The organism is Kitasatospora sp. NPDC053057 (genome assembly GCF_044546945.1).
Classification (GTDB): Bacteria; Actinomycetota; Actinomycetes; order Streptomycetales; family Streptomycetaceae; genus Kitasatospora.
The window spans coordinates 72,558-87,741 of sequence record NZ_JBITZP010000002.1 but is presented as its reverse complement, the minus strand read 5'-3'; the positions used below and the strand labels follow the sequence as shown (position 1 = coordinate 87,741).

Below are 15,184 nucleotides of genomic sequence, written 5' to 3'. Positions count from 1 at the left end.
ACAGTCACCATAACGATTCCGCGCTCCCGGCAGGAAAGCGTTCCAGTGGCCGGGACCGCAGTTGTCCAACTACCCCTCCAGCAGCTGCTGACCGAGGTAGCCTCCGGCCGGCACACCCGGCGGGACGGCGTACAGCCCGCTCGCCTCGTGCCGCAGGAAGCGGGACAGCCCGTCCGCCCGGGAGAGCTTGCGCTGCACAGGGGTGAAGCCCTTGCGCGGGTCGGCCTGGAAGGCGAGGAAGAGCAGCCCGGCGTCCGGCGAGCCGTCCGGCAGCGCCCCGTCGTGGTACGAGAAGCCGCGCCGCAGCATCGCCGCCCCGCCGTTGCCCGCCGGGGCCGCGACCCGGATGTGGGCGTCGGAGGGGATCGCCGGTCCGCCGTCCGGGCCCTGGGCGGAGAGGTCCACCGCGGTGCCCTCGCCCGACCCGGCCGGTGCGCTCAGCGGCGAACCGTCCGACTTGCGCCGCCCGATCACCCGCTCCTGGCGCTCCACCGGCAGCTCCTCCCAGTGGTCCAGCAGCATCCGGATCCGCCGGAACACCAGGTACGAGCCCCCGGCCAGCCAGGCCGGCTGGTCCCCGCCGGGAGTGCAGAACACCTTGGCGGCGAAGCCGTCCTGGCCGGGCTTGGGGTTGTTGGTGCCGTCGATCTGGCCCATCAGGTTGCGCCCGGTCATCGGTCGCGCGGTCGCGCCCGGGGTCCGGGCGAAGCCGGCCGACTGCCAGCGCGGCGCCGCCGTACCGGCCGCCAGCTTCTGCAGCGTCCGCAGGGCGTGCGCCGCCACCAGCGCGTCGTCGGCGCCGATCTGGAGGAACAGGTCGCCCTCGCCGCGGGCCGGGTCGAGCGCCTCGCCGGGGAAGGCGGGCAGCGGTTCGAGGGCCGCCGGGCGGCGGTCGGCCAGCCCGGCCTTGTCGAACAGCGCGGCGCCGAAGCCGAGGGTGACGGTGAGCGAGCACGGCCCGGCGTCCAGCGCGACCTGGTTGTCGAACTCCTCCGCCGGCTCCCCGGCGGTCAGCCGGTCGACGGCCTTGGTCCAGCGCTGCAGCAGGGTGCGCAGCCCGTCCCGGCCGGTCCCGTCGGCCAGGTCGAAGGCGGCCAGCCGGACGCCGGCCTGCTGGGGTTCCAGGATCCCCGCCTGGTGCTCGCCGCGGAACGGCACCCGGCCGGTGCCGAGCGCGCCGCCGCCCGTCGTCGCGCTGGCGTCCGGGCGGTCATAGGCGACCGCCCCGGCCACCCCGGCCCCGGCGCCGACCAGCAGTCCGGCGCCGGCCGTGCCGAGCAGCGCCCGGCGGGTGAGGCCCGCCGGGCCCTTCTCCTCGTCGTCCACCGCGCTCATCCGATCTTGAACTGCTGGGTCGGGGTGGTCTGGTCGATGTCGGAGGAGCGGATCTGCACCGAGACCACCCAGGTGCCGGTCAGCGGCAGCTGCGCGGTGCCGCTCCAGCGGCCGGTGCCCTCAGGGGTGAGCGCGACCGGCAGCGGGCCGAGGTCGCGGTCCGGCAGGGTGAAGGCGAGCTGCACCTCGGGGACGTCCACTGGCTTGCCGTCCGCGCCGTCCAGCGCGAGCTTGACCTCGTTCGGGCCGGTCCTGGCCGGGTTGAGGGTGACGGTCGCGGTGCCCTTGGCGTTCGGCGTCCGGCCCTTGGTGTCGTACGGCAGCTTGAGCTCCACCGCGCGGCCCGGCTCGGTCTGCGGGGCCGCGGTGGCCGCGGGGGCCGCGTTCCCGGCGCCGGCCGTGGTCCCGGCCGCCCTGATCTCGCCCGCCACCCGCCCGGGCGGGGAGTTGGTGAGCATCGTGGTGACCACCAGCACCGCCACCGCGACCAGCGCCTCGACCAGCACCGAGCGGCGCAGCCCGGCCCGGGTCGGGGTCAGCCCGCGCTCGCGCCCGGCGCTCGCCGCGGCGGCCCGCTGACGGTCCAGCTGCGCCTGACGCACCGGGTCCTCGCTGCGCGCCGCGGCGCCGACCGGCTCGGGCACCTCGGCCCGCTCGACCTCGGCCGCCTCGGCCGGGGCCGACCGCAGCCGGGCCAGCCAGCTGCGGGAGATCCAGGCGACGCCCAGCATCACGACCACGCAGCCGCTCTTCACCAGCAGCAGCTTCCCGTACTCGGTGCCGGTCAGCGCGCCCCAGCTGCCCAGCCCCCGCCAGGACTGGTAGATCCCGGTGGCGGCCAGCACGGCCACCGAGCCGAAGGCGACCTTGGAGAAGCGGTCCACCACCTCGGCGCCGACACCCTCGCGCAGCGCGACCAGCAGCGAGGCCAGGCCGCCCAGCCAGAGCGCCATCGCGATCAGGTGCAGGATGCCGAACGGCAGCGCCAGCCAGACCTGGATGCCCACCGAGGCGTGGTCGGCGCCGACCCAGGTCGCGGAGAGCGCCACCGACAGCACCAGCCCGGCCACGCCCAGCCCGAGCCGGGCCTCGCGCTGCGGCCGCTCGGCGGCCCGCTGCTCCAGCGCGCGCAGCTCGGCGGCCTCGGCGTCGGCAGCTTCGGCGTCCTCGTCCGCCGCGGCCGCCGCGGGGGCCGGCTTCGGCGGCTGCCCCAGCTGGCCGACCAGCAGCGACAGGAAGATCCCGGCCGCGGCGAGCAGCAGCAGCCGGGCGGCCAGCGCGGTGCCGATCCGCTCGTCCAGGGTGGCGCGCACCAGCGACAGGTCGAGGGCCTGCCCGACGCCGGTGCCGCGCTCGTACGGGCCGCGCAGCATCAGTACCGCGACGGTCGAGGCCAGCAGCGCCGTCCAGCCGGTCATCAGCAGCCGCTGCACCGGGCGCCGGGTGGCGCCGGCCGGCCAGCAGACCAGCACGAAGGCGGCGACCCCGGCGAGCAGCGCGAAGGCCGCGTACGCGACGGTGCGCCCGGTCCCGTACAGGGCGGCCACCAGGGTGTCCGCCTTGGCGCCCTGCAGCGCGGTGGCGGACACCGAGGTGTCCGAGGGCGCGCCGATGGAGAAGGTGAACGCCCCGCCGACGGGGTGCGAGTCCTCCGAGACGGCCCGCCAGGCGACGGTGTACGTGCCGTTGGCGAGCCCGCTGTTGAGGCCGACCCGGGCGGTGTCGCCCTTGCCGTCGGCGTGCGCCGGGTTGCCGGTGTCCACGGGCTTGCCGGCCGGGTCGAGCACCCGGACCGAGTCGCTGGACAGTGAGACCGTCTCGCTGAAGGTCAGGGTGACCGCCTGCGGGGCGGTGGCGACCACCGAGTTCTGCGCCGGGTCGGTGGAGTCCAGGGTGGCGTGCGCGGAGGCCGGACCGGCGCCGGCGAGCATCAGCGCGAGCAGCGCGCCGAGCAGTCCGATCGCGGCGACGACGCGGCGGGGGACAGCCCGGCGGCGCCGGGTGATCCGGGGGTGGGCGATCCGGGGGTGGGCGGCCTTCTCCATGCTGGCGGGTCCCCTAACTCTGGCCTGGACGGTAGGTGAGCTCCTTGACCGGCACCTTGACGGAGATGGTGCCGGACTTGGCGAACGTCAGGTCGAGCTCCAGCTCGTCGCCCAGGGCGGGGGCCTTCTGCCAACCCATGATCATCAGATGGGTGCCGCCGCGGGCGAGCTGCAGCGCGCCGTGCGCGGGCACGTCCAGGCTGTCCACCTGTTCCATGGTCGACGCGGTCGAGCGGTGCATGGTGACCGACCCGGCGGCCGGGCTGGACACCTTGACCAGCTGGTCCGGCCCGCCGTCGTTGCGGACGGTCAGGTAGCCGGCGCCCATCCCGCCCGCCGGGGGCAGCGGGATGTAGGGGTCGGTCACGCTCAGCTTCGCCGGCCCGGCGTCGGCGGCCGCGGCGCCGTCCGTACCGCCGGTCCCGCAGGCGGCGAGTATCGCCCCGCCGCCGAGGACCGTCGCCAGCACCGCGCCGGCCAGGGCCGAGCGGCGGAAGCGGCGGTTCGCCGCCGTCACGCCGCCACGCCCTTGGCGAGCAGCGGCAGGTCGTGCTCGTAGGTCTTCTCCTCGGTGCCGCTCATGTAGAGCACGTGCGCCTTGTCGTCCGAGGGGAGGAAGGCCAGGACCTGCGCGCCGTGGGTCGAGGTGACGGTGCCGTCCGCGTTGACCACCGGGTCCTCGATCATGATGCCGAGCGACCTGGCGGCGGTCTTCACCTTCGCCAGGTCGCCGGTGAGGCCTATGAAGTCGGTGCCCATCGAGTCCAGCCAGGTGCGCAGCACCTTGGGGGTGTCGCGCTGCGGGTCGGTGGAGACGAAGACGACGTTGATCTTCTTCCGGTCCTCCGCGGACAGCGCCTTCATCGCGACGCCGATGTCGCCCATGGTGGTCGGGCAGACGTCCGGGCAGCTGGTGTAGCCGAAGAACAGCAGGGTGGCCTTGCCGTTGGTCTGCTGCCGCAGGTCGTACGGCTGGCCGGAGGTGTCGGTCAGCTGGAGGTCGGGCTTCTCGAAGTTCTTGGCCAGCTTGGTGCCCTGGTACGGGCTGTCGTCCTTCTGCTGGGTGACCTTCGCGGCGGTCGAGTCGCCGCCGGAGGAGCCGCAGGCGGAGAGGGTGAGCGCGGCGGCCAGGGCGAGGGCGGCCGCGCCGGCCAGGCGGGTGGTGCGGGGCATGGTGGATCCGATCGGGCGCAGGGGGACCACCGGCGGGGCCGTACCGGTCTACGGGTACGGCCCCGCCGGTGCGGGGGTCAGGAGGCGGAGCCGCTGTTCTTGCGGCGCAGGCCGAGCACGCCGACGGCGGTGCCGATCACGCCGACCACGATGCCGACCACGCCGAGGGTGCGGGCGGTGTTGTCGCTGGACTTGGTGTCGCCGGCGGCGGCGTGGTCGGAGCTGTCCCCGTGGGCGGCGGGGGAGGCGGAGGCGGTGACGCCGTGGCCGTCACCGGAGGCGGCCTTGGTGAGCTTCAGGGTCGGCGCCGGGTGGGCCGGCTCGGGCTGGCCGGCCTGGGCCTCGTCGATCCAGCGGACGACGTCGCCGTTGTCGTAGGTCTGCAGGGCCTTGAAGACCATGCTGTCGGCGTCGGTCGGCAGCGGGCCGAGCGACAGCCTGAACTCCTGGAACTGGCCGGGGGCGATCTTGGTGCCGGCGTCGGCCGTCCAGGTGATCTTGGAGACGGCCTCGTTGACGTCGCTCCCGTGCACCTTGATCGGCTTGTCGAGCTTGGACTTCTCGACGGTCGAGGTCCAGCCCGGCATCGGCAGGGTCCGGACCGAGGCCAGCGGGTGGTCCAGCGGCAGGTTGACCTCCAGCTTCACCGTGCTCGCCGTGTCGCTCTCGTCCGGCACCTGGAAGTTGACGGTCGCGTAACCGCCCTGGGCGGCCGAGCCCGGGTTCACGGTGACGTGCGCGAAGGCCGGGCCGGCCAGCGCCACCACGGAGGCGGCGGTGGTCAGGGCGACGGCGGCGATGCGGCGGGTGGGAAGGGAACGCATGATGGGGGTCTCCGATCGGAGCTCGGCGGCCGGCCGTACCGGGCGACGGGGGAACCGTGCCTCGACGGCGCCGCACGTGCGGACGTGTGAGGGCAGAGCCAGGGGCCGCCGTCGCCCTGGGCGGACGGAAACGGCCCGGACACCGCGCACCTCACCGGGTCGACCGCCACCGCTCAACGGGTACGGCGGAACACCGGGTCAGTACGCGAAGACCCCGCACGGAGGACCGCGCCGCACCACGCTGTGCCGCAGCACCGCGCTCGCGGGCAGCCGACCCTCGCCGCCGCCCGCACCGAACCGCCGGGCCGGACCGGCCACGCCGAACAGACCGCGCAGCAGCGCGGTCACCAGCACCAGCGCCCACCGCAGCGGCGCCGCCCAGTGCTCGCGGGCCGCCGACGCGGCCACCCGCACCAGCCGCCACAGCGCCGCCTCGCCGCGCCGCAGCCACCAGCCCGCCACCAGCGCGGCGGCCAGGTGCCCGGCCAGCATCGACGGCGTCATCCCCAGCACGCCGCCCTGCCACCACGGCGCGGCGGCGTACGCGTGCGGATCCAGGCCCGCCGAGGAGACCAGCTGCTCCGGGGAGGTGCCGCCGGGCAGGCCGACCAGCGTGCCCGGCCGGGCCTCGTTGCAGATCAGCCGACCGGCCGCCTGCGGCACGGACATCGAGCCGTGGTGCATGCCGGAGCCGTGGCCGTTGAGACCGTGGAAGAGACAGTGCAGTCCGAGCTGCCCCGCGCCGAGCGCCCCGGCGATGGCCGCCAGCGAACGCTCCCGTCCGCCGCACGCCACCGCGAGCACCAGCACCGCGGCGAAACCCGTCGCCAGCGCGGTCGGCGGCACGTTCCCGCCACCGGCCAGGGCGTGCCCGGCGGCCGCTATCAGCGTGCAGACCAGCGCGAACGGAACCGCCCGGGCAAGCCGCAGGTCCCAGGCGGCGGTCCCCACCGGCCGAGCCGGTACAGGGATGCCCTGGAACGGGGCGGCGGGGAGGGCAGTCATGGCCGGGCCATCATCTCATCGCGTACACCGCCGACACGGGCAGGGTGGGAAATCCCTACGAATGCCCCGTTCGGCCGCGGCGTGCACCCCACCCCGTGCGCCCTTCGGCACAGACCCCGTCCCCAGTCCATCCGCCGAACGGGCGGTAGCCGCCCCCGGGCACGGTTCGCCGCCGATTCGCCCGGAGATACCTAGTTGTATGTGGAGCCGCAGCCAGGAGGGACCTCCCGTGGACATCTGGTGGACTCTGCACCTCAAGCGCGACCCGGCCAGCGTCCCGCTGGCCCGGCGCATCCTGCTCGGTGCCATGGCGACCGCGGGCGTCGACCCGCAGATCGCCGACGACCTCGGCGTCGCCCTCACCGAGGCCTGCGCCAACGCCGTCGAACACGGCGCCACCGGCCGGCCCGACGACGGCTTCCAGGTCACCGCCTCGATCAACGGCGACCGCCTGCGGATCGAGGTCACCGACTCCGGCCCCGGCCTGCCCGCCCCCAGCGCCCCGCCCGCCGTCCGCCGCCCGGCCACCCCCGCCCCGGCCGGCCACGCGCCCCGCCGCCACCGTCGCGGCCGCGCCACCGTCCCGGCCCGCGTCCTCACCGCCCACCGCCCCCGCCGCGACGGTCACCCGTACGACACCCACGTCCTCCCCTGTCGCCCCCCGGCCCCCACCCTCCGCCCGGTCGACCTCGACACCTTTCCCGACCTCACCGCCGAATCCGGCCGCGGCCTCTTCCTCATCCACGCCCTCACCGACCACGTCCAGCTCCGCAACCACCCCCTCCGCGGGGCCATCGTGAGCTTCGACAAGATCCTCAAGTGGCAGGACGACGCGCTGCTCCGGGCGGCGTCGTAGGGCCTCGTCCCGTCGGGCGGGGAGCAGCGGGGCAGGGGGCTGCGGGCGGGGACCGCGCCGTTCGATGCGGGCCCCGGTCCGGTCAGTCGGTGGTGGGGCGGCGGCGGGTGAGGAGGAGGAGGGTGGTGCCGAGGAGGAGGGCGGTGGTGCCGGCGATTGCTAGGGGGCGGGTGGCGGTGCCGGCGCCGGTGTCGGCGAGGTGGGTGGGGGCCGGAGTGAGGTTGGTGGGGGTGAGCGGCGCGGTGTAGCCGGCGGTGAGCTGGGGGCAGGTGTACTTCTTCGCCGGGGCGGAGCCGCTCGGGAGGATCTCGGACTTGGCGGTGAAGGTGAGGCGGTGGTCGCCGTGCGGGACTCCGGCGGCGAGCCGCACGGTGAGGGTGAGCTTCTGGCCCTGGGGGAGCTGGTAGGTGCCGGTGTTGACCGGGGTGCCGGTGACGGTGAGGGACTTCCAGGCGCCGGCCCCCGCGCGCAGTTCGACGGGGAGGCTGCCGCCGCCGGCGTCGGCGAGGGCGATGGTGGTGGCGAGCTGCTTGACCGTCGTGGTGCCGGGGTTGGTGAAGGTGATGGCGAGTTCGCCCGGGGCATCGCTGCTGCTGGTGACCGGGATCGGGTCGGCGGTCGTGCCCTCCGGGCAGTCGGTCGCCGGGGAGCCGGTGGCGGTCGGGGTGGCCGAGGGGGTCCCGGCGGGGGCCGTCGGGGTGGCGGACGGCGTCGCGGCGGGCGTCGTGGCGGGGGCGGTGGCCGGGGCGTCGGCGGCGAGCGCGGGAACCGTGGCGAGGGCGACCGGACCGGCGGTGAGCACGAGCAGGGTGCAGGCGGCGGGAAGGCGGGCGGGACGCATCGGTGGGCTCCAGCGGTGGGGTCGGGGTTCACTCTCCGGGGGAAGACCACCGAGGGGCCCGAACGGTTGTCCGCGCCCCTCGGTTCATCTGTCGGAGGATCAGCCGTGCGCGCCCGCCTTGCGGCGGCGCAGGACGAACAGGGTGCCGGCGCCGGCGGCCAGCACGGCCGTGCCGCCGAGGGCGATCGGCAGGGTGTTGGAGGAGGCACCGGTGTGCGCCAGCTCCGGGCCCGCCGAGGCCGACGCCGAGGCCGACATCGAGGCGGAGGGGGTGGCGGGGGCGGCGGCCGGGGCCGAGGGCGAACCGCTGGCGGCCGGGGTGCCGTCGACGACCTTGAACAGGTTGGGGATGCGGTACGTGCCGGTGAAGCCGCTGCAGCTGCCCTCCGGTCCCTGGCGCACGCCCGGGACGTCCTTGCTGGGGAAGGACTCGGAGTCGCCGCCGAGCTGGGCGAAGTACTGGGTGCTGAGCGCCTTGTCAGTGGCCGCGAGGCGCACCTGGAGGGTGAGCTTCTCGCCCTTGGCGAGCTTGAACGTGCCGAGCTCGGCGCGGATGTAGGTCATGTTGTTCTTGATGGCGTCCTGGCTGACCGGCTTCCAGTCGCCGCCGGGGAGCTTCGCCTGGACGGTGAAGGCGTCCTTGCCCCAGGTCGGCTGGTTGGCCGAGCCCTCCTCGCCGCCGATGTCGGTGACGAAGAAGTAGGTGCTCAACTTCTTCAGATCGACAGGGGAGTTGTTCTCGAAGGTCACCGTCGCCTCCTGGGCGGCGCCGCCCTTGACCAGGGTGACGCCGGACAGGCCGCTGCCGGTGACCTTGAGGTCCTCCACGTGGTACCCGCCGGGGCAGGGCAGGTTGGGCGAGGGCATCGGCGGGGTCGGGACGTTGCTCGGCCGGGCGGTGGGGCCGCCGCCGGGGGTGGTGGGGGCGCTCGGGGTCGCGGTGGCGCTCGGGGCCGCGGTGGCGGAGGGGGTCGTGGGGACCCCGACGGCGCCGGCGGTGGCGGCGCCGACGGTGGCGCCGAAGGTGACGGCGACCAGAGCCGCGGTGGCCAGGAGGCGGGAAGAGCGCACGATCGGTGCTCCAGCTGTGGAAGGAAGGCTGTGGTGGGCGACGCGGAGCCCCGGGCGCGGAGCCCCGGGCGCGGGGCGCCGGGGCGGGTCGCGATCGCGCACACTATCGAGCCGCCGAGGCCGGATTCCGGCGGGGGTGGCGCGGTTCGGACGGTGCCCGGCGGCCCTTGTGTCGTTGGTGTACGGGGGTTCCCGGCGTGGTGCGGTGCGTACCGTGGCGCGGCGCCCGGCGGCCCCGGTTGCCGGGGGTGCGGGGCGGTCGGACGATGGAGGGCATGATGCATCGGATGCGAGCCGAGTACGGCCCCGAGGGGGAGGCCGGCGGGGTGCGGCTGTGGCACATGGTCCGGGGCGGGCAGAGCGTGGCGATGTGCGGCCGGGAGCTCGATCCGGGGGCGCCGGTGCGGGAGGCGGTGGACTGGGGAAGGACCCCGGAGCTGTGCTGCCACACCTGTGGGGCGTACTTCCTGCGCGAGACGCCGTACCTGTCGGCCGAGCACCAGTGAACGGCCGGGCGCTACCGTGCTCGGTATGGACGAACCTCTGGTCCGGTCACGGTCGTTGACCCGGGAGGCCGCCGCGCTGCGGGCCGGTGTGCCCGGTCTGCCCGAGCATGTCGAGCGTTTCTGCGCGCTGGTCGAGCGGGTGGACCCGCTGCTGCACGCCTTCGTGGCGGAGCCGGGGCGGCACGACCGACTGCAGGCGCGGGCACGGGAGTTGGCCGCGCGGTACCCCGAGCCGGACGGGCGGCCGCCGCTGTACGGCGTGGCGGTGGGGGTCAAGGACATCGTGCGCGTGGACGGGCTGCCCACGCACGGTGGCTCCGCCCTGCCGCCGGGCGTGCTGGCGGGCCCGCAGGCCGTGGTGGTGGACCGGCTGCTGGCGGCGGGGGCGATGGTCGCGGGCAAGACGGTGACCGCCGAGTTCGCCGCGAGCGCCCCTGGTCCGACCCGCAATCCGCACCACCCGGGGCACACCCCGGGCGGTTCCAGCAGCGGCTCGGCGGCGGCGGTCGCGGCCGGGCTGGTGCCGTTGGCGATCGGCACCCAGACGGTCGGTTCGGTGATCCGCCCGGCCGCGTACTGCGGGGTGGTGGGCTTCCGGCCGACGTACGGGCGGATCCCGATCGCGGGGGTGATCCCGAACGCGCCGAGCTTCGACACCCTGGGCGTGTTCACCGCCGACCTGGCGGGCGCGGTGCTGGCGGCCCCGCTGCTGTGCGACGACTGGCGGCCCGCGGGGGCGGTGTCGGCGCCGGTGCTCGGGGTGCCGGACGGCCCGTACCTGGAGCGGGCGGAACCGGCCGCGCTGCGCGCCTTCGAGGAGCAGGTGGCGAGGCTGACGCGGGCCGGGCTGGTGGTGCGCAGGGTGCCGCTGCTCCCCGACTTCGCCGAGGTCACCCGGCAGTTGCAGACCGTGAACCGGTTCGAGCTGGCTCGCAGCCACGCCGACTGGTTCGCCCGGTTCGGCGGTCTGTACCGGCCGGAGACGGTGGCGAGCATCCGGGTCGGCCAGGGGGTCGCGGCGGAGGACCGCCTGGCCGCGCTGCAGTTCCGGGAGCGGCTGCGCGAGCGGGTGGCCGGAGCGGCCGCGGCGGCCGGGGTGGACCTGTGGCTGGCCCCGTCCGCGCCGGGCGGTGCGCCGGAGGGGCTGCACAGCACCGGGGACGCGGTGATGTCGCTGCCGTGGAGCTACCTCGGCCTGCCCGCGCTGAGCCTGCCGGCCGGGCGGACCGCGGAGGGGCTGCCGCTCGGTCTCCAGGTGGTCGGCGTGGCGGGTGGGGACGAACGGCTGCTGGCCCAAGCCGCCGTGCTGGAAGGGCTGTTGGGCTAGGGCGCGCCCGACACGGTCAGGCGAGCGCCGGGTCGGCCGGGTCGGTGGCCTCGGCGCGCAGCAGGCGGAGCAGGAGGCGGCCGGCCCGCTGGTAGGGGACGTCCTCCTCGTGCAGCACGGCCTGCGAGTTGGCCGTCTCCAGCACCGCGATCAGGGCGAAGGCGAGGTCGTCGAGGTCGGTGTCGGGGCGCAGGGCGCCGGCCGTGCGGGCGTCGATGAGGGCTTCGACGACCGTCCCGTGCCACTCCCGGGCGCAGCCGGCCAGGGCGTCCCGGACGGCGCCGGGGCGGGCGTCGAACTCGGCGGTGACCTCGTAGAAGAAGCAGCCGCCGGGGAAGACCCGGGTCCGTGAGTAGGCGAGCCAGCTCTCGCAGAGCGCGCGGGTCCTGGCGAGGCCGGGCGGGGTGTCGGCGACCGGTGCGACGACGGCGTCGGCGAAGATCCGGCGGGCGGCGCGGACGGTGGCGAGCTGCAGCTCCTCCTTGGAGCCGAAGCCGGCGAACACGCCGCTCTTGCTGAGCCCGAGGTCGGTGGCGAGGCGGCCGATGGACAGCGCGTCCAGGCCTTCGACGGAGGCGATCCCGACGGCGCGGCGCAGCACCGCCCGGCGGGTCTCCTCGCCGCGCAGGACCCGTCCGTCGGTGCTCGGTCCGGCCATCGTGCGCCCTCGTTCCTTCTCGCAGTGGGTGTCGCCCAGGGTAGTGCCCGAACCTCTGGAGAGCCCTGAAAACTGCACGAACGGTCGTGCTAATATCTCGCCCCGAGCAAGGCAGGCCGAGCCAGGCACGCCAGGCAAGGCCAGGCCAGGGAGCGCAGAGAGCAGGGAGACCCGATGGACCCGGCCCAGGCACTGATCCGCACCACCCTCAACCCCATCGCCCGGATCGCCCCCGGCCCGGCCGGGCGGGCGGCCTTCGAGCTGTTCCGGCGCCCGCTGCGGCGCAGCCGGGTCCGCCCCGTCGAGCGGGAGGTCCACCGGCAGGCCGCCCGCGAACCGCTGGCCGTGGACGGGAAGTCCGTCGTCGGCTACCGCTGGGGCAGCGGCGAGCGGCCGGTCCTGCTGCTGCACGGCTGGCGCTCCCGGGCCTCCCGCTTCGCGCCCTACGTCCCCGGGCTGCGTGCCCTCGGCCTCAGCGCGCTGGCCTTCGACGCGCCGGGCCACGGCGACTCCGGCGGCCGCACCACCAGCGTGCTGGAGTACCGCGAACTCGCGCTCCGACTCCAGGACCGGTACGGGCCGTTCGAGGCCGTGATCGCACACTCGCTGGGTGTCTGCGCGGCCTTCGGCGCACTGGGCGACGGGCTGCGGGCGGGCCGGCTGGCGGCCGTCTCGGGGGTGTCCGAGGTCGGGTTCTTCCCGACCGCCTTCTGCGCCGAACTCGGCCTGAACGCCACCGTCGAGCGGGAGCTGCGGGCCCGGATCGAGCAGGGTCTGTTCGCCGGGGACGCCGGGGCCTGGGAGCGCTACGATGCGGCGAGCCGGGCCGGGGCGATCGAGCTGCCGATCCTGGTGCTGCACGACGAGGGCGACGGTGTGGTGCCGCTCGGGCAGGCGCACCGGCTGAAGCGGGCGTACGGGGAGCAGTTGGACCTGCTGGTCACCCGGGGGCTCGGCCACCGGAGGATCATCGGGGAACCGACCGTCGTTGATCAGGTGATCGGATTCATTTCCGCAGGACTGGGGGTCACTGCCGCATGAAACTCGTCGAACTGCACGCGCAGGCGATGGAATTGGCCGTCGAGGTGGTGGACGCGGTCGGCCCGGACCAGCTGGACCAGCCCACCCCGTGCGCCGGGTGGACGCTGCGCCGGCTGCTGGAGCACTGCGTCGGCCAGCACCAGGGCTTCGCCGCGGCCGCCCGTGGCGCCGGGCCGGACCTGGCGCTGTTCGCGGACGCCGCGCTCGGCGCGGACCCGGCGGAGGACTTCCGCCGCACCGGCGCCGAACTCGTCGCCGCCTTCCGGGAGGCGGCCGACGTCGACCGGGCGCTCTGGCTGCCCGAGATCCGCGACGGCGGGCCCTTCCCGCTCGCCCAGGCTGTGGGCTTCCACCTGGTGGACACACTGGTGCACGGCTGGGACGTCGCCGCGGCGCTCGGCGGCGCGGACCGGCTGGTCGCGGCGGTGGACGGCGACGACGCCCTGGTCACCGCGCTGCTGGCGGTCAGCGAGGCCGTCCCGAACACGCCGGAGGCGCGGGCTCCCGGCCGGGCCTTCCGCCCCGGCCTCGAACCCGGCGGCGGTGCCGGCCGGTTCGACCGCGCCCTGGCGCTGCTCGGCCGCGACCCGGCCTGGAAGGCCTGAGTCACCGGTCGCGAGTCACCGGTCGCGAGTCACCGGCCGCGAGTCACCGGCCGCGAGTCACCGGCCGCGAGCGACCGGTCGCGCCGCTCGTCCGGGAAGCGCGGCCCGCCGATCAGGAAGAACAGCGCGGCGGTCGGGAAGCCGAGCCCGGCGGCCAGTACCACGATGAACTGCCAGAACGTCGTCATCATCCGCTCCTCGTCAGTCCCGGGCCGTGCGGACACCCGAAGGTGCTCCCAAACCTGGCCGGCCCTGATTGGCCGAATCGGCCAGTCGCTATCCGACGGTATGGCCGAATCACCCCCGCTGCCACCGGACCCCGTGCCCCGGCCCGCGCCACTGCGGCGCACGGGTCTGGGCGCGGGCCGGGGGCGGCGGCCACACTGTCGGGATGCAGCTAAAGCTCGCAGGGGAAGCACGGCGGCCGGACCGCGAGAGCGAGGACTTCGTGGCGGCCTCGCCGGAGGCACTGGTCCTGCTGGACGGCGCCAGCTCGCCGGCCGGCCTGGAGTCCGGGTGCCGGCACGGAACGGCCTGGTACGTCCGGCGCTTGGGCGTGCACCTGCTCGCCCGGCTCACCGACCGGGCCGACCGTTCGATCGCCGAGTGCCTGGCCGACGCCATCGTGGAGACGGCCGCGCTGCACGGCGGCCGCTGCGACCTCGGCCACGCCAACACGCCCGCGGCGATGGTGGTCGCGGCCCGGCGGCACGGCGGGTCGCTGGAGTACCTGGTGCTCGGCGACTCGCTGCTGGTGCTGGAGTTCAAGGACGGCCCGCCCAAGGTGATCGGCGACAACCAGCGCTTCCCCGGCGGGGAGGGGCTGCGCCGCCAGGTCTGGGCGACCGTCCCCGGCTCGGCCGAGCGGGCCGCGCTGCACCTGGAGTACGCGCTGGCGGTGCGCGCCGCCCGCAACCGGGGCACCGGCCCGTGGATCGCCGCCGCCAGTCCGCGGGCGGCCGAGCACGCCGAGACCGGCTTCGTACCGCTGGACCGGCTGCACGCGCTGGCCGCCCTCACCGACGGCGCCTCGCGCTACACCGAGCGCTTCGGGCTGGGCAGTTGGGGCGACGTGCTGCGGCTGCTCGCCGAGTCCGGCCCGGGCGAGCTGATCGCCCAGGTCCGCGAGGTGGAGCGGGCGGACGCCACCTGCGAGCGCTGGCCGCGGGGCAAGACCCACGACGACGCCTCCGCCGTCTACGCGTTGCTGTAGGCGGCGAAGGCGTCCGTCGGCCGGAGGCCGTCGGGTCAGCAGGTCAGCGGTTCTGGCCCCAGGCGAAGCTGGACGGGTCGCCGGCCTTCTGGACCCATGGCCGCACGTAGCGGGAGGGGTCGTCGCTGGTCGAGTACCCGCCGCCGGTGATCTGGCCGACCCAGCCCTGGTCGCTGGTGTACGCGCCGGCCTCGCACCCCTGGGTGCCGTTGCTCCAGTTGGTGAGGTCGTACTCCACGTACCAGTGCGAGTTGTAGTAGAAGTGCACGTAGATCGAGCAGGTGCCGGTCGTGTCGTAGACGGTGTACGAGCTGGTGTCGATGGCCGGTTGGGCCTGGGCCGCGGTGGCTCCGGTCAGGGCGATCAGCGGTGCTGCGACGAGTACGGCGAGCCGCCGGACGGTACGGCGCATGGCTGGGTTCCTCCCGTTGTGGTCTCGACCAATCTGGCCAGTGGTTCAGACCAATTGCATTATCCCGACGTGCTTGGAGCCGGTGTCAATACCTGTGCGGCAAGGGGGAGATGGGGCTCGGGAGTGATCCCCATCGCCGAGTGGTCGCCCGAAGACCCGGAGGTCGACCCCATCGGCCCGGGTTCGTTCGTGGTGGCACAGCGCGCCGCTCGATGAGCGCCGAAAGTTCGTCAGGCTCTTCGCGGCAACCTTTTCGGCCTCCGCGGCCACTC

At 75.2% G+C, this 15,184-nt stretch carries 17 protein-coding genes; 6 read left to right on the top strand and 11 right to left on the bottom strand.

Annotated elements, in window-relative coordinates:
• Positions 1-69: 69 nt before the first annotated feature.
• The 6 genes from efeB to ACIG5E_RS02950 form a co-directional block, all read right to left on the bottom strand.
• A complete protein-coding gene (efeB, locus tag ACIG5E_RS02975; RefSeq protein ID WP_396531102.1) occupies positions 70-1,335 on the bottom strand; it encodes an iron uptake transporter deferrochelatase/peroxidase subunit in 1,266 nt (421 codons plus the stop codon).
• Positions 1,332-3,380, bottom strand: a complete 2,049-nt coding sequence (locus ACIG5E_RS02970; RefSeq protein WP_396531101.1) for a FixH family protein — start codon at positions 3,378-3,380, stop codon at positions 1,332-1,334. Before ACIG5E_RS02970 ends, efeB begins: the two co-directional genes overlap by 4 nt.
• A gap of 13 nt (positions 3,381-3,393) precedes the next feature.
• Entirely contained in the window at positions 3,394-3,897 is a 504-nt protein-coding gene (locus ACIG5E_RS02965) for a copper chaperone PCu(A)C (RefSeq protein ID WP_396531099.1), read from the bottom strand.
• Positions 3,894-4,553, bottom strand: coding sequence for an SCO family protein (locus tag ACIG5E_RS02960; protein WP_396531097.1), 660 nt, complete (start codon positions 4,551-4,553; stop codon positions 3,894-3,896). The genes ACIG5E_RS02965 and ACIG5E_RS02960 overlap by 4 nt, the downstream gene beginning before the upstream one ends.
• Before the next feature lie 77 nt (positions 4,554-4,630).
• Complete coding sequence (locus ACIG5E_RS02955; protein ID WP_396531096.1) at positions 4,631-5,377, bottom strand: YcnI family protein; 747 nt, start codon at positions 5,375-5,377, stop codon at positions 4,631-4,633.
• A gap of 198 nt (positions 5,378-5,575) precedes the next feature.
• A complete protein-coding gene (locus ACIG5E_RS02950) occupies positions 5,576-6,382 on the bottom strand; it encodes a hypothetical protein (RefSeq protein ID WP_396531095.1) in 807 nt (268 codons plus the stop codon).
• 229 nt (positions 6,383-6,611) lie between these two features.
• Here ACIG5E_RS02950 and ACIG5E_RS02945 point away from each other — a divergent pair, with 229 nt between their 5' ends.
• The gene (locus ACIG5E_RS02945) at positions 6,612-7,238 is read left to right on the top strand and encodes an ATP-binding protein (protein WP_396531094.1); all 627 of its coding nucleotides are present in this window, start codon (positions 6,612-6,614) and stop codon (positions 7,236-7,238) included.
• 82 nt (positions 7,239-7,320) lie between these two features.
• Here ACIG5E_RS02945 and ACIG5E_RS02940 read toward each other — a convergent pair whose 3' ends face one another.
• On the bottom strand, positions 7,321-8,079 hold the full coding sequence (locus ACIG5E_RS02940; RefSeq protein ID WP_396531092.1) for a hypothetical protein: 759 nt from the start codon (positions 8,077-8,079) through the stop codon (positions 7,321-7,323).
• 99 nt (positions 8,080-8,178) lie between these two features.
• Positions 8,179-9,150: an LPXTG cell wall anchor domain-containing protein gene (locus tag ACIG5E_RS02935; protein ID WP_396531091.1), complete on the bottom strand. Its 972-nt coding sequence runs from the start codon at positions 9,148-9,150 to the stop codon at positions 8,179-8,181.
• A 287-nt stretch (positions 9,151-9,437) separates the two neighbouring features.
• Between ACIG5E_RS02935 and ACIG5E_RS02930 the strand changes: the two genes are divergently transcribed.
• Both ACIG5E_RS02930 and ACIG5E_RS02925 read left to right on the top strand, forming a co-directional pair.
• The gene (locus ACIG5E_RS02930) at positions 9,438-9,656 is read left to right on the top strand and encodes a hypothetical protein (RefSeq protein ID WP_396531090.1); all 219 of its coding nucleotides are present in this window, start codon (positions 9,438-9,440) and stop codon (positions 9,654-9,656) included.
• A gap of 25 nt (positions 9,657-9,681) precedes the next feature.
• On the top strand, positions 9,682-10,983 hold the full coding sequence (locus ACIG5E_RS02925; protein ID WP_396531089.1) for an amidase: 1,302 nt from the start codon (positions 9,682-9,684) through the stop codon (positions 10,981-10,983).
• A gap of 16 nt (positions 10,984-10,999) precedes the next feature.
• On the opposite strand, the gene ACIG5E_RS02920 is transcribed toward ACIG5E_RS02925, so the two are convergent.
• Positions 11,000-11,641, bottom strand: a complete 642-nt coding sequence (locus ACIG5E_RS02920) for a TetR/AcrR family transcriptional regulator (RefSeq protein ID WP_396531087.1) — start codon at positions 11,639-11,641, stop codon at positions 11,000-11,002.
• A 174-nt stretch (positions 11,642-11,815) separates the two neighbouring features.
• Between ACIG5E_RS02920 and ACIG5E_RS02915 the strand changes: the two genes are divergently transcribed.
• Both ACIG5E_RS02915 and ACIG5E_RS02910 read left to right on the top strand, forming a co-directional pair.
• Complete coding sequence (locus tag ACIG5E_RS02915) at positions 11,816-12,682, top strand: alpha/beta hydrolase (RefSeq protein WP_396531086.1); 867 nt, start codon at positions 11,816-11,818, stop codon at positions 12,680-12,682.
• Positions 12,679-13,287 carry a TIGR03086 family metal-binding protein gene (locus ACIG5E_RS02910; RefSeq protein WP_396531085.1) on the top strand — a complete coding sequence of 203 codons (609 nt, stop codon included), beginning with the start codon at positions 12,679-12,681 and terminating at the stop codon, positions 13,285-13,287. The genes ACIG5E_RS02915 and ACIG5E_RS02910 overlap by 4 nt, the downstream gene beginning before the upstream one ends.
• 29 nt (positions 13,288-13,316) lie before the next feature.
• Here the strand turns inward: ACIG5E_RS02910 and ACIG5E_RS02905 are convergent, their stop codons facing one another.
• Positions 13,317-13,475, bottom strand: coding sequence for a hypothetical protein (locus ACIG5E_RS02905; RefSeq protein ID WP_396531084.1), 159 nt, complete (start codon positions 13,473-13,475; stop codon positions 13,317-13,319).
• 203 nt (positions 13,476-13,678) lie between these two features.
• Here ACIG5E_RS02905 and ACIG5E_RS02900 point away from each other — a divergent pair, with 203 nt between their 5' ends.
• A complete protein-coding gene (locus tag ACIG5E_RS02900; protein WP_396531083.1) occupies positions 13,679-14,500 on the top strand; it encodes an integrase in 822 nt (273 codons plus the stop codon).
• A gap of 43 nt (positions 14,501-14,543) precedes the next feature.
• Here the strand turns inward: ACIG5E_RS02900 and ACIG5E_RS02895 are convergent, their stop codons facing one another.
• Positions 14,544-14,912, bottom strand: a complete 369-nt coding sequence (locus tag ACIG5E_RS02895; protein ID WP_396531082.1) for a hypothetical protein — start codon at positions 14,910-14,912, stop codon at positions 14,544-14,546.
• Between the last annotated feature and the right edge of the window lie 272 nt (positions 14,913-15,184).